Raw genomic sequence first — 13361 nt, 5'->3', positions numbered from 1 at the left:
CCCGGCCGGGAATTCAACGAATTTGCGAGCCTGACACCGGCTTTAGAAGTCGCGGGTGGGCTTGGACATGTAGATGTCCTTGACGAAGGACATCCAGGCGGGGGCGGCGATGGAGCCGCCGGCCTTGCCGGGGGACATGGCGACGCGCATGTCGTCGTGGCCGATCCAGACGGCGGCGGAGAGGTCGGGGGTGACGCCGGCGAACCAGGCGTCGCGGTAGTCGTTGGTGGTGCCGGTCTTGCCGGCGGCGGGGACGTTGAAGCCGATGCGGCGCGCGGAGGCGTAGGCGGAGCCCTCGGGACCCAGGACGCCGCGCATCGTGTCGACCATCGCGCGGGCGGTCGTCGAGGAGAAGACGACGGAGCCCTCGGTCTTCGGAGCGTCGCCTTCGCTCAGCACCTTGCCCTCCCGGTCCGTGAGGCCGCGCAGCCACCAGGGGCGCACCGCGCGGCCGCCGTTGGCGAACGGGGCGTAGGCCGCGGCCATCTGCACGGGCGAGACGTCCGCGGTCCCCAGGGCCAGCGAGAGGTTGCGCGGCAGGCGCTCCACGGGGACGCCGGAGGCGACGGACAGGATCTCGAGGACCTTGTCGATGTCGACTTCCTTGAGAAGCTTGATCGCGACCGAGTTCAGCGACTTCCACAGGGCGAAGTCGAGGCGCACCTCGCCGTAGTACTTGTTGCCGTAGTTGTGCGGCGACCACTTGCGGCCGTTGCCGATCTTGAAGGTGATCGGGGCGTCGAGCATCGTGTCCGAGGCCTTGAACCTCCCGCTCTCGTACGCCTCGGCCCAGACGAAGGGCTTGACCGACGAGCCCATCAGGCGGCGGCCGTCCGTCGCGCGGTCGAGCTGGTTCTGGAAGCTGAAGCCGGTGCCGCCGACGAGGGCGAGGAGGGCGCCGTCCTTCGGGTCGAGCGCCGCGAGCGCGCCCTCGACGGGAGCCTCCTTGCCGGCGGGCTCGCCGTCCTCGTCGGGCTTGGCCGCGGGGTCGTTCTCCTTGGCCAGGCGCTCGCGCAGGGCGCGCTGGGCGGCCTTCTGCGCGTCGAGGTCGAAGGTGGTGCGGATGGTCAGGCCGCCGCGCAGGAGACGCTCCTTGGTGTAGGCCCGGAGCATCTGCCGGCGCACGAACTCGACGACGTAGGGCGCCTCGTTGACGCGCGTGCGCCAGAAGGAGACCTCGGGGACGCGCGCGCGGCGCTCGAAGCGGTCCCAGAACTCGGCCTCGATGCGCTCGACGGACGACTCCGGGATGAAGCCGTTCCTGGCCATGCGCCGGAGCACGGTGCGCTGGCGCGGGCGCGCGAGCTCCGGGGAGTCGAGCGGCGAATACTTGTTGGGGCTGGGGATGATGCCGACGATTATCGCCGACTCGCCGACGTCGAGGGCGGAGGCCGGCTTGTTGAAATAGTAGCGCGACGCGGACTCGACGCCGAAGGCGCCGTGGCCGAAGTAGGCGAAGTTGAGGTACATCATGAGGATCTGGTCCTTCGTGAACTTCTGCTCGAGCTTCCTGACGCAAAAATACTCGAAGATCTTGCGGCCGGGGGTGCGCTTGCGCGTCGTGAACATCTGCTTGGCGAGCTGCTGGGTCAAGGTCGAGCCGCCCTGGCTGCGCCGCGCGCCGGTGAGCGTGACGAAGACCGCGCGCGCGGTCGCCTTCCAGTCGACGCCGCCGTGCTCGTAGAAATGGGCGTCCTCGCTGGCCACCAGCGCCTTCTTGAGGAAGGCGGGAAGGTCGTCGGGAGAGCGGACGTACTGTCCCTTCTCCACGGAGAACTCGGCGATGAGGCGGTCTTTCGCGTCGAGGATGCGCGTCGGGGCGGCCGCGACAGACAGCTTCGAGGCCATGTAGGGGACCTCGAAGGCCTCGTCCTCGGCGAGGAGGTACTCCTCGCGCCCGGGAACGGTGAGGTTGAGGTAATACGCGTCCATCTTCTCGATGATGGCCGGCTCGAGCTGATGATAGCGCCGCCAGGCGGACAGGGTCATGCCGCCGACGACGGCGCCGGCGGCGAGGGCCGCCGCGGCCGCGGCCAGAAGCGCGCGTCGAAACCAGGTCCGGAGCATCGCCCTCATGATACCATTCGAGCCCCGGACCGGCTTACGCCCGGCCGCCGCAAAAGCCTTACATTTCGTCGATAGCCGGCGCCGGGCCGCGGTGCTACCATCGCAACGGAGCACGGAGGGGCGCCATGAAGGCGGGATTCGTCCTGTTCGTCGCGTTGAGCGCCGGGCTTGGGGCCGGCCTCGTCGCGGGCTGCCGGACGGCCGCCCCCTTCGATGCCGCGCGGCGAGGGTCCTTGGCCGAGGACATCATCGCGGCTTGGCCTGCGCCCTCGCGGCTCGCCGCCGCCGCGATGATCGAGAAATACGGCCCCCCCGACGCGCTCGCGCCGGACGGGATGGGCTGGAAGGACAAGGGCCGCTGGAAGAAGATCATCGTCCGCGAGCGGCCCGGGGAGAGCGGCGGGACGGCCGGCATCCTGGAGCAGACCGCGGCCTACCGGGTGCCGACGAGCGCGCGCCGCGAGCTCGCGGCCTTCGGAGACAAGGTCCGGATCTCCCCGGACGGGACCGCGATCTCGGCCCGGTCGGACGACGAGGCGCTCAACTTCCTCGCGCTCAACCTGGCCGTCGCGATCGGCCGCGGCGACCTCGACGCGGCGGGGGCGCGGGATTCCTACCGGAGGGCCGTCGATCTGTCGAACGCGGGGAAGTCCTCGGCCCTGATGAAGGAGCTCCTGTTCCCTCCGATCCCCTGACGCGCGGGCGCGGAGGCGATTCAGCGGTCCGGGATCGAGACGAAGAAGCTCGCCCACCGCCCCGGCTTTCCCTCGGCCCACACCCTCCCTCCATGCCGCGCCGCGATCCGCGCCACGATGGCCAGGCCGATGCCGCTGCCCGGGAACGAGCGGGCCGACTCGAGCCGCTGGAACGGCTCGAACAGCCGCCCGGATTCCTGCGCATCGAAGCCGATGCCGTTGTCGTGCACGGAGACGATGACGCCCTTGTCGCCGCGACGGGCGCGGATGCGCACCCGGGCCTCGGGCCTGCCGCTCGTGTATTTGATCGCGTTGGAGAGGAGGTTGACGAACACCTGCCGGAGCAGGGCCCGGTCGCCCTGGACGACCGGCAGGTGACGCACGTCCCAGACGATCCTCCGTTCCCCGCAGTCGGCGCGCAGCTCCTCGCGCACCTCGCCGACGAGCCCGCCCAGGTCGACCGGCTCGCGGCGCAGCTCCGCGCGGCCGGCGTAAGCGAAGCTCGCCAGGCCGTCGAGCAGGCTCGTCATCCGGTCGGCCGCGGAGACGATGCGCGAAGCGTAGTCGCGGGCGCGCGCGTCGGCCGCCGCGGCGGGAGAATCCTGCAGCAGGCGGGAGAACTCCCGCATGTGCCGCAGCGGGGCGCGGAGGTCGTGGGACACCATGGAGTTGAAGGACTCCAGCCCCTGGGTGACGGCCTCGAGGGCATGGAACTGCTTGCGCAGCGCGGTCTCCCCGCGCAGGCGCTCGGACAAGTTCGCGTCCGAGATCTTGAGATAGACGAGCGTCTGATTGAGCAGCTGGTAGGCGATCTCGCCGAAGGTCGTGGGCCCCGTGAAGCCCGGCGTGCGGCGGCCCTCGAGCCTCGCGTAGAGGTAGTTCAGGATGCAGTTGCACGAGTAATCGACGCCGCCCGCGAGCTCCTTCGGCAGCTGGGACGAGAAGGCCGAGATATAGTCCCCGATCGGGCGGGCGTGGCGATAGCGCACGCCCTTGAAGACCGGCGCGTAGAAGCGGACCTCCTGGGACGCCTCGTCGACGCGCTGGAACGAGGTGTTCACCATCGCGCCGTTGTAATCGGCGACCAGGGGAAGACGGATGTCGAGCCGCCGCTCCTTGATGTACTGGACGAAGGGAACGAGCTTGCCGTCGACGAACACGTCCTTGGCGGTGAAGCCGTCGGCCGCGAAGGTCAGAACGTCGCCGTCGCCCGGCTCGAAGATGTTGATGAGGCCGACCTCGGCGGTCTTGGACTTGGGCAGCGACACGTGGAGCACGACCGCGGCGTCGTCGTAGGCGGCGCCGGTCCGCCCGTCGAAGACCCGCGGCGCGGCCTTCCCGAGGTCGACGAGGTCCACCCCCGAGACCCAGCCGACCAGGGGCCGGCAGGCGAAGTTCGCGTAACGGGGGCCCTCGAGCGCGAACGCCCGCAGGGTGTTGCTCGCGGCCGGGATGACGACGAGGCTGTAGCCGTTGTCGGGGGCGTCCGTATAGACGTCCGCGATGGAGACGGCGTCGTAGACCTTGATCGTGAAGCCGGTCGCGAACTCGGGGGCGACGACCGAGCTCAGCCGGTCGCGCGAATGGAGGCCGCCTTCCTCGCCGATGAAGTAGGCGCTGGTGCCTCCCACCCAGTCGCCCTTCGGCAGGCGCCGCAGCAGGTCCTCGTCGCCGGCGACGAACAGCGGGCGCCCGGCGGCGAGCTGGGAGGCGAACTCGTCGACGCTCACCATGAGCCGCCCGTGGAGCATGTCGATGGTCATGAACGGATTGTAAGCCTCCGCGAGGGCGAGGGAAATAGACGGAGTGTACAGCCGATATTGAGGATTGGTCTATGAAACCGTCCTCGTCTTTGGTAGGGTGCACCCGATGAGAGCCCTGATGGCGCTGGCGCTGTTCTTGGCGGCGGCCGCTCCCGCCTCCGCGGCCCTGCTCGCCGGCATCGACGCGCTCGAGCGCGCGGACTTCGAGCTCCTGCGCGGCAAGCGCGTGGGCGTCATCACCAACCACACCGGCGCCGACTACGCGGGACGCAGCACGGTGGACCTCCTCTTCGCCTCGAAGAAGCTCCGGCTCGTCGCCATCTTCAGCCCCGAGCACGGCTTCCGGGGCGACCGCCGCGACGGCGACCCCGTCGGCGACACGAAGGACCCGGTGACGGGGCTTCCCGTCTACAGCCTGTACGGCAAGACGCGGCGTCCGACCGCGGAGATGCTGAAGGGGATCGACGTCCTCGTCTTCGACATCCAGGACGTCGGCGCCCGCGCCTACACCTACCTGAGCACGATGGGGATGTGCATGGAGGAGGCGGCCAAGCACGGCCTCGAGTTCGTGGTCCTCGACCGCCCCAACCCGCTGGGCGGAGAGGTCCTCGAAGGGCCGGTGCTGGAAGCGCCGTTCGATTTCACCGGCTACTTCCCGGTGCCGGTCCGCCACGGCATGACGCCGGGCGAGATGGCGCGCCTGCACGCCGCCGTGAAGGGGCTCGCGCTCCGGCTCAGCGTCGTGCCGCTGCAAGGCTGGACGCGCTCCACGCTCTACGACGAGACCGCGTATCCGTGGATCAACCCCTCGCCGAACATACGGGGGCTGGACGCGGCCATCCTGTACGCCGGCTTCGTGGGCTTCGAGTCGAGCCCGTACTCCGTCGGCCGCGGCACGGACGAGCCTTTCCTCTGGTTCGGCGCGCCGGACCTCGACGCCGCCGCCATGGTCCGCGCCCTGGACGCGGCGGGGCTGGAAGGAGCGCGGTTCCAGGTCGAGGATCGGACCCCGGCCCAGGACATCTACGCGGGCAAGCCCTGCCGCGGCGTGCGCGTGGACGTCGTGGACCGCAAGAAGGTCCGCAGCCTCGACATCTTCGTCCACGCCGTCGGCGCGCTGCGCCGGTCGCGGATCGTCGCGGTGTCCTGGGCCGGCGCCGGCGGCGCCGCGATGAAGGCCGACCGGAACATCTTCCGTTCCGTCCTCGAGTCCTCCGAGCACCCCGGCGCGATCCTCGCGGCCTACGAGGCGAGCTGGCGCGCCTTCGACGCCGGGCGCGCCAAATACCTGCTGTACTGAAATTCCCGGCCGTTTTGTTGCTAGGGGATGAGTGGAGGAACCCCTATGCCCACCCTAGAGAAGCACCTGTACGTCATCGTCCACCCCGTCAACGCGCTCGTCGCGTCCCAGCTCCCGCCGGAGAAATTCGCGGAGCACTACACCATCGGGAGCTCGAAGCACTACGAAGGCAAGGTGATCTTCGCCGAGCTCGACCCGGGCTTCCGCGACGGATATTTCGACATCGACCATTACCTGAAGGAGACCGTCCCGCATCCGGACGGCTCGCCGAAGAAGACGAAGTTCATCTCGTCCTACGCCGTGCTCGAGCACATCGACCTGAAGGCGCTGAAGAGCCTGTATCTCGTCACGACCGACGGCAAGGCCCTCGAGCTGAAGGCGAAGCCCTACACCGCGGTCAACGAGCCCGGCCTCGTGCGGGTGTATCAGGAGATCTGCCCGCTCAGCAACATGGTCGCCTCGACGCTCGACCAGCGCGCGTTCGCCAAGTACATCACCTCCGAGACGCGGTCGAAGGGCGCGCCGAAGATCCTGTTCACGCAGTACGAGTTCGACGTGGAGACCTTCCTCCACATGAACCAGAACCGGGACATGCTGACCTGCCCGATCCCGGACACCTACCCGAACCGCCTCCACGACTACCTGCTCGAGCTCAAGGAGAACTCGGACAAAAAGACGAAGACGGTCAGCCTCAACTCGACCTTGACCGCGGCGTCGTGGCGGCTGATCCGCCACGGCTTCTGGTTCGCCGGCGCCAGCGAGCTCGTGTTCTTCCCGATGCCTTCCCCCAAGGAGCTCGAGAAGGACCACTACGAGTGGTGGCGCTCCGCCTTCTAGACCGGCACAGGTTCGTTACAGCCGCGCACTGTGCCTCGCGGGCCGTTCCATGGTCAGCTTTCCCCGAGGCGAACCATGAACGAGCCCGCGGAGTCGCGCGACCTTAAGGAGCTGCACCGGCCCTCGGCGATCCGGCGCCGCCTCGGCGAACGGCGCCGCCACAGCCATCTCGGCGACGCGGTGCTCGGCGGCGTCGACGGCTGCGTCACCACCTTCGCCGTCGTCGCGGGCGCGGCGGGCGGCGGTCTGCCCGACGCGGCGATCGTCGTGCTCGGCTGCGCCAACCTCCTCGCCGACGGGTTCAGCATGGCCGCCGGCAACTACCTGAGCGTGAAGAGCCGGCGCGAGGAGCTGCTCAAGGCCCGGCGCGAGGAGGAGTCCCACATCGCCCGGATCCCGCGGGGAGAGCGGGAGGAGATCCGTCAGATCTTCCGGCGGAAAGGCTTCAACGGAGCCGTCCTCGAGAAGATCGTCGCCGTGATCACCCGGGACGAGGCGCTGTGGGTCGAGACGATGCTGACGGAGGAGCGCGGCCTTCAGACCGAGGAGCGCCGCCCACTGCTCGCCGGCCTCGCGACGTTCGGCGCGTTCGCGGCCGCCGGCTCGATGCCGCTCCTGCCGTTCCTTCTTCCCGCCTTCCCCGCGGACGCGGAGCTCGCCGCCAGCGCCGCGATCACGGCCGTCGCGTTCCTCGCGATCGGGCTGATGAAAGGCCTCGTGCTGCGCGCGCCCCTGCTCCGCTCGGGGCTCGAGACCCTGGGCGTCGGCGGCGCCGCGGCGGGGCTGGCCTTCGCCGCGGGGCGCGTCATCCGCGGCCTGTACGGCGGCTAGCGGCGCCTGAACACGTAGAGGCGGTTCTGGGCGCTCCAGTCCGGGGCCCGCGCGCCGACGAACGAGAACGGCTTCGGCTCGCGGGGTACGGGGACGTAGCCCTCGAGGCGGTAGTCGGCCGCGAGCCACTCGCGGATCGCGTCGCGGAACGCCAGGCCGAGGCGAGAGCCGATCAAGGTCGAGATCGGCTGATTGACGTAGACGACGAAGGCCGGCTTCGCCGCCCGCAGGGCGGCGAGCTCGGCCTCGAGCGGCTCCGGGCTCTTGGGGAACATGGTCAAGGGGTAGACGAAGTCGTGCCGCGTCGCGGCGCGGCGCCCGGCGTAGACGTACAGCGCGGGCTCGGAGCCGAACACCCAGATGGGATCGCCGGGGGCCGTGCGCTCGCGCAGCCAAGCGCCGAGGGCCTCGGTCTCGAGCAGGGGGCTCGGGTACAGCAGATCCTTGGCGACGGCCTCGCGGCCCTTGGCGAAGTAGAAATCCCCGCCGGCCGCGGCGGGGACCAGCGCCAGCGCGGCCACCGCCGCCCAGCGCGTCTTCTCCCCGCGCAGGCGCTCGACGCCGTACGCCGCGGCGAGGCATAGCGGCGGCGCCGCCTGCAGGAAGTAATGCGGGAACAGGAGAAGCCCCGTGGCGGCGGCGAGCAACCCCCCGGCCAGCCACAGCGCCGCGGCCAGCTCGCCGCGGTTCTCCCACCGGACCTCGAGCCCCCTCAGCCCGAAAGCCGCGAGCGCCCACGCCGGCCAGCTCCCCTTCAGGAACGCCGGGCCCAGGTCGACGGCGAAGAACCGGGCCTGCTCCGCCGCCGCGGCCCAATCGGCCTGCGCGGCGTAGCGCATGTTGCCGGCGACGACGCAGTCCCAGAAGGGCTCCAGGCCGCCGCGCGCCGCGAAATAGCCGAGCCAGAACGCCGGGATCGCGGCCGCGCCGAGGGCGAACGCGGCCGCCGCCTTCGGGTCCCAGCGCCGCTCCCCCCGCCACGCGGCGAGGATCCCCGCGGCCAGGACCGGCCACAGCGCGGTCTGCTTCGTCATCAGCGCCGCGCCCGCCAGCACCCCGCCCAGCGCGGCGAAGCGCCGGTCCGCGCGGCTCGCGGCCCAGACGGCCCAGGCCGCGAAGGCCGCCGCGAACACCTCGGTGTTGGCGGGAAAGCCGAAATCGCCGACGGGCATGGTGCTCAGCACGAAATACGCGGCCGGCGCCGCAAGCCGCGCGGCGGGGCTCCAGCGCTTCGGCGCGAGCAGCAGCAGGGCGAGCCCCGTCAGGAGCACCGCCGCCATCGCGGCGAACCGGGGCGCCGCCGGAGAATCGGAGAGCGCCGCGGTCGCCCGGTAGACGGCGATGGTCATCGGCGGCTTCTGGTTGAAGACGTCGCGGTAGGGAAGCCCGCCCTCGGACCAGACGCGGGCCGCGTAGGCGTACTCGCCCTCGTCGGAGAGCAGCGGCAGGCCGACGCCGTGCCGGCGCAGCGCCAGATGCCAGCCGAAGGCCAGGACCATGCCGAGGGGGATGACCCAGCGCCGATTCATGTCCTTGACTTTACTTTTTTGGGGTCAGCGGTACAGCGGCGCGAGTAGGCGCTCGGCGCGGGCGCGCACCTTGGGGTTCTCCCACGGCGAATACGTCCGGCCCGCGCAGGTCCGCCGCAAGGGCCGGCGGAGGTCCTCCGTCAGATGCCGCAGGACGAACAGCTCGGCCAGGTCCTCGGCCCACGAGCGGCTGCCGTAGAACGAGGCGAAAGGAGTCCGCGCCCACTGCGAGCACAGCTCGGCCGCCTGCGCCGGCGCGAGCTCGGGATCGCCGAAGCCGTAGAAATGCAGCTTCGCGCGCAACGGGTAGTCCGCCGCGGGCTTCGGCTCGGCATAGTCCGACCACGCGTCCCAGGGCTTCTTTCCCTTGAACCCGGGATTTAGGACGCGATGCAAGCCCGGCTCGGTAAAAGGGGTGACGTATCTCACGTAGTCGAAGGCATGAGCGGACTCATGAGCCACGCTGTACAGGATGCCCGGCCCGTCTCCCGCCTCCACGCTCAGATCGGCCTTGCCCCGGAACAACGTGAGGTCGCGCTCGGTCATCAGCTCGGACAAGGTCTGACGGAACCCGGCCGGATTGAGGATCATGTAGACGTAGGTCCGGCTCGACGGATCCAGGACCCAATTGGTGATGCCGTTGCCCTTGAGGTTCTTGACGAGGTAGACCGCGATCACGCGTTCGGACAGGACCTTCTTCATCGGCGGGGGCAGGCCGTCGAAGGCGGAGGCCAGCACCGCGGCCTCCGGCGCGGTCGGCGAGTACGCCTCGTACGGCATCTCGTCGGTGTCCGCCCAGGCCTTGAGGAGCCAGGGCGGGATGGTCTTCACCCGCGGCAGCGGCACGGACGGGTCGAAGCCGTAGGACTCCAGCGCGGAGGGATCGGGCGGCGCCGCGGCGCGCGCGGCGAAGGGCCACGCGAGGAGCAGGAGAAGGGCGTAGGTCACGTCGTCCCTTATTCCTGCGGCTGTTCTTCCTCTTCCTGGGGGGGTTCGGGCGCGGGCGGCGCCTCCATGGCCTCGTCCGGGCCCTCGACGAGAGGGGCTTTGCCGCCGCGATTGCCGATGAGCCCGTGAGGCTCGTCGCTCCTCGCAGCCGGCCGCGCGTTCGATCCCGAAGCCGGCGCCGCCGAGCCCCCGGAGCCGCCGAGCGGAGCGACCGACGTCGTCGGCGTCGGGCTGTTCTTCGGGCAGTCGACGACGACGTTCTGGCGGGGGCCGCCCTTGAACCGGCCCGTGCTCGTCCAGCCCGCGCCGGAGGCGAACTCGAGCGGCAGCCACCCGGGACGGGCGTCATGGGCGCACGACGACGCGATCATGTCGACGAGCATCACCTGGGGCGCCCCTTCGTACGGCTCGCCCTGCCCGAAATAGTAGGCGACGACGTCGTGCGAGGGGTTATTGCAGTCGCCGCGCTTGCAGTTGTAGCCCCAGCGCCGGTCCTCACGGCGCAGGGCGTCGACCGCCAGGTCCAGGTAGCGGGAGTCGGCCCGGCATTCGTCTTCCTTCGGATTGAGCTTGCCGCTCCACTCGTCGGGATTCTCCCGCGCGACCCGCTCCAGGAGCGCGAGCCGGTTGGGGACCTTCACCCCCGAGCAGTTGGTCGCGGCGCCGCCGTAGCCCGAGCCGGCCTGGCCGACGCCGGCTCCGGTGCCGGCCGCGGCGCCGGCCCCGGGCCCTTCGGAGCCTCCGCATTTCGTCGACTTCGACACCTGGTCGCAGCGGTTGGGGCTGCATTTGCCGCACTCGTTGCGCTTATCGTCGGCGCCCCACCACCAGCCTTTCCCGCCCTCGCCGGCGGCGACGACGAGGTCGACGACGCCGACGCAGGGGATACGGACCTTGTCCCCTTTCCCGGGGAGGATCTCGGTGCCCGGATACACCGCGTTGATGACGGGAAGCGCTTGCTTCAGGCCCGCGGGCGTATGGGGGAAGGCGTAGAGGATGCGCCCGACGACGTATTTCGGCGTCTGGTGCTTCTCGTCGTTCCACTTGCAGCAGTCCCAGCCCGGAAGGCAGGCCCTCGCCGTCCCGGCCGCCGCCGTGAGGATCGCCGCCGCCAGCGCCAAGCGTTTCATGATCATGATATCCCCTCCGCCCAGGACGAAGTGTAACCCCGCGAATTTCCGGGGTCAAGGGGGGTCGGGACGCCTTCCGCCATGGAACTTTTAGGGGGCCTCGATCGTATGAAAGGATGGGACTTTGCTGGGAGCTCGCGCTCGACATCCTCCTCCCCCGGGCCTGCGCGCATTGCCGCGAGGACCTGCGCCGCTCCGACGGGCCGCTGTGCCGGGCCTGCGCCGGCGCGCTGCCGCCGCCTCCGGAGCCGGCCTGCGTCCGCTGCGCCGGGCGCCGCGGCGGCCCCTCGCCCTTCTGCCCGGACTGCGCGGGACGCCGCTTCGCCTGCCGGCTGATCCGGGCCGCGGCCGCGCACCGCGGACCGGCGGCCTCGCTCGTGCACGCCTTCAAGTTCCGGGGCTCCCGTCCGGCGGCGAAGGCGGCGGGCCGTCTCATGGCCGCCGCGCTGACCTTGCACCCGGAGCTCTCGGGCTTCGACGCGCTCCTCGCGGTTCCCATCCATCCCGGGCGCGAGCGGGAGCGCGGCTACAACCAGGCCGAACTGCTCGCGCGGGAGCTCGCCGCCGCGACGGGCTGGCCGCTCCTCGACGCGCTGGAGCGCGCCCGCGCGGCCCCGCCGTCATGGAGGCTGAGGAAGACCGAGCGGCGCGCCGAGCTGGCCGGCGCCTACGCGCTCCGCGACGGAGCCGCCCCGCTCGTCGCCGGCAGGCGCGTGCTCGTCATCGACGACGTGGCCGCGACCGGCACCACCCTCGAGGAGTGCGCGGCGGCGCTGCGCGCGGCGGGGGCGGCGGACGCGGCGGGCTACGCCTTCGCGCGGGCCGGGGACTTCACTTGAGGCCGAGGAGCTTCTTCCACCACGACAGGCGCGCCGGCGGCGGGGCCTTCGTGCGAACGTAGGACGCCTCGACCGACTCCGCGACGTGGACGGGCAAGGTGAACAGGAAATCGGCGCCCTGGCCGGCCTCGCTCTCGATCCACATCTTGCCCTTCTGCAGGTGGACGAGCGCCTTCGCGATGGACAACCCCAGGCCCGTGCCGCCGACGTGGGTCTCGCCGGAGGCGATCTGGACGAACTTCTCGAAGACCTTCGCCTGCTCGGCTTTGGCGATCCCGGGGCCGGTGTCCTTGACCGAGTACTCGACGAAGCCCTGGTTGCCCTCGGCGCGCTTCGCCAACGCGACCTTGATGCTGCCGCCGGCCGGCGTGAACTTGATCGCGTTGGAGAGCAGATTGACGATGACCTGGACCGTGCGCGGCGCGTCGGACTGGACGAGCGGCAGGCCGTCCGGCGCGGACAAGGTCAGCCCGATGCGCTTCTTCTGGGCCCACGGCTGGAGGCTGTCGACCGCGTCCTGGGCGATCTTCACGGCATCCGTCGGCTTCGTGAACACCTCCATCTGGCCGGACTCGATCTTGGAGAAATCGAGGATGCTGTTGATCATCTCGGCCAGGCGGTCGGAGTTCTTGAGGGCGGTGTTGAGCATCCGAGTCTCGTCCTCCTCGATCTTACCGGCGAACTGGCCCTGCAGGATCTCGAGCGCGGCGCGGATCGACGACAGCGGCGCCCGCAGCTCGTGGGTGACGTGGGCGACGAAATCGCGCTGCATCCGCTGCAGTTCCTTGTGCTTCGTCGCGTCGGGCAAAGCGGAGACCATGCCGACGACCTTGCCTTCCTCGGTCTTGACGACGGCGCTGGAGGCGCGCAAGGTCCGCTGCGTGTCGGCCGCGCCCTGGAGCTTGACGTCGGCGGCGATGTCCCGGTCGGCCGGGGTCGAGAGCTCGTTGGCCATCGTCACGATGAACTGCTCGCTCGGCTTGTCGGTGATCGGCTTGCCGGCGCTCTGCGCCAGCGTCTGGCCGTAGATCTGCTCGGCGGCCGGGTTCATCATCAGGATCTTGCCCTGGTCGTCGACGACGACGACGCCCTCGACCATGTTGCTCAGCACGCTGTCGGTGCGCTTCGCCTCGTTCTCGAGGGTCTTCTTCTCGCGCTTGAGCGGGACCGTGACCTCCTCGACGCGCTTGGCGATGTCGCTCTCGAGCAGCTTCATGACCTGCTCGATGACCTTCTTGCGCAGGACGGGGTCGGGCACGGCCTTCTCGACGAGGGCCATCATCGTGCGCTCGAGCGACCCGCCCGCGATCGCGTCGCTGATCCCCTGGATCGCGGCCTGCGCCGCGGCCGCGCCGCCGGCGCCGGGGCCGTTCCCCGCGCCGGCGCCGGCGCCCGGGGCGGCGCCCTCGGCGGCAGGTCCCG

Annotated in this window: 11 protein-coding genes; 5 read left to right on the top strand and 6 right to left on the bottom strand. The window is 70.5% G+C overall.

What is annotated here, in order from left to right; all coding sequences use genetic code 11:
* Positions 1 to 42: 42 nt before the first annotated feature.
* On the bottom strand, positions 43 to 2076 hold the full coding sequence (locus HYV14_06115; protein ID MBI2385570.1) for a PBP1A family penicillin-binding protein: 2034 nt from the start codon (positions 2074 to 2076) through the stop codon (positions 43 to 45).
* 116 nt (positions 2077 to 2192) lie between these two features.
* On the opposite strand from HYV14_06115, the gene HYV14_06110 reads away from it, so the two are divergent.
* Positions 2193 to 2762 carry a hypothetical protein gene (locus HYV14_06110; protein MBI2385569.1) on the top strand — a complete coding sequence of 190 codons (570 nt, stop codon included), beginning with the start codon at positions 2193 to 2195 and terminating at the stop codon, positions 2760 to 2762.
* A gap of 20 nt (positions 2763 to 2782) precedes the next feature.
* Here the strand turns inward: HYV14_06110 and HYV14_06105 are convergent, their stop codons facing one another.
* Positions 2783 to 4525: a hypothetical protein gene (locus tag HYV14_06105; GenBank protein ID MBI2385568.1), complete on the bottom strand. Its 1743-nt coding sequence runs from the start codon at positions 4523 to 4525 to the stop codon at positions 2783 to 2785.
* A gap of 106 nt (positions 4526 to 4631) precedes the next feature.
* On the opposite strand from HYV14_06105, the gene HYV14_06100 reads away from it, so the two are divergent.
* The 3 genes from HYV14_06100 (at position 4632) to HYV14_06090 (ending at position 7493) form a co-directional block, all read left to right on the top strand.
* Positions 4632 to 5825 (top strand): DUF1343 domain-containing protein, encoded by a 1194-nt coding sequence (locus HYV14_06100; protein ID MBI2385567.1) that lies wholly within the window; start codon positions 4632 to 4634, stop codon positions 5823 to 5825.
* A 45-nt stretch (positions 5826 to 5870) separates the two neighbouring features.
* Entirely contained in the window at positions 5871 to 6662 is a 792-nt protein-coding gene (locus HYV14_06095) for a hypothetical protein (GenBank protein ID MBI2385566.1), read from the top strand.
* A gap of 75 nt (positions 6663 to 6737) precedes the next feature.
* Complete coding sequence (locus HYV14_06090) at positions 6738 to 7493, top strand: VIT1/CCC1 transporter family protein (GenBank protein ID MBI2385565.1); 756 nt, start codon at positions 6738 to 6740, stop codon at positions 7491 to 7493.
* Here HYV14_06090 and HYV14_06085 read toward each other — a convergent pair.
* Genes HYV14_06085 through HYV14_06075 form a run of 3 tightly spaced genes read right to left on the bottom strand, consistent with a single transcriptional unit; the run spans position 7490 to position 11106 of the window.
* Positions 7490 to 9022, bottom strand: coding sequence for a glycosyltransferase family 39 protein (locus HYV14_06085; protein ID MBI2385564.1), 1533 nt, complete (start codon positions 9020 to 9022; stop codon positions 7490 to 7492). The genes HYV14_06090 and HYV14_06085 overlap by 4 nt on opposite strands.
* A gap of 24 nt (positions 9023 to 9046) precedes the next feature.
* Positions 9047 to 9970, bottom strand: coding sequence for a hypothetical protein (locus HYV14_06080; protein MBI2385563.1), 924 nt, complete (start codon positions 9968 to 9970; stop codon positions 9047 to 9049).
* Between the two features lie 8 nt (positions 9971 to 9978).
* Positions 9979 to 11106: a hypothetical protein gene (locus HYV14_06075; GenBank protein MBI2385562.1), complete on the bottom strand. Its 1128-nt coding sequence runs from the start codon at positions 11104 to 11106 to the stop codon at positions 9979 to 9981.
* Between the two features lie 110 nt (positions 11107 to 11216).
* On the opposite strand from HYV14_06075, the gene HYV14_06070 reads away from it, so the two are divergent.
* The gene (locus tag HYV14_06070; GenBank protein MBI2385561.1) at positions 11217 to 11939 is read left to right on the top strand and encodes a ComF family protein; all 723 of its coding nucleotides are present in this window, start codon (positions 11217 to 11219) and stop codon (positions 11937 to 11939) included.
* On the opposite strand, the gene HYV14_06065 is transcribed toward HYV14_06070, so the two are convergent.
* The coding region (locus HYV14_06065; protein ID MBI2385560.1) for a PAS domain S-box protein at positions 11932 to 13361 on the bottom strand (1430 nt) is incomplete at its 5' end. The two genes, HYV14_06070 and HYV14_06065, sit on opposite strands and share 8 nt — an antisense overlap.

Source organism: Elusimicrobiota bacterium, assembly GCA_016182905.1.
Taxonomy (GTDB): Bacteria; Elusimicrobiota; Elusimicrobia; order UBA1565; family UBA9628; genus GWA2-66-18.
Note: the sequence above shows the minus strand (reverse complement) of the source record. Positions and strands in the feature narration are given on the sequence as shown.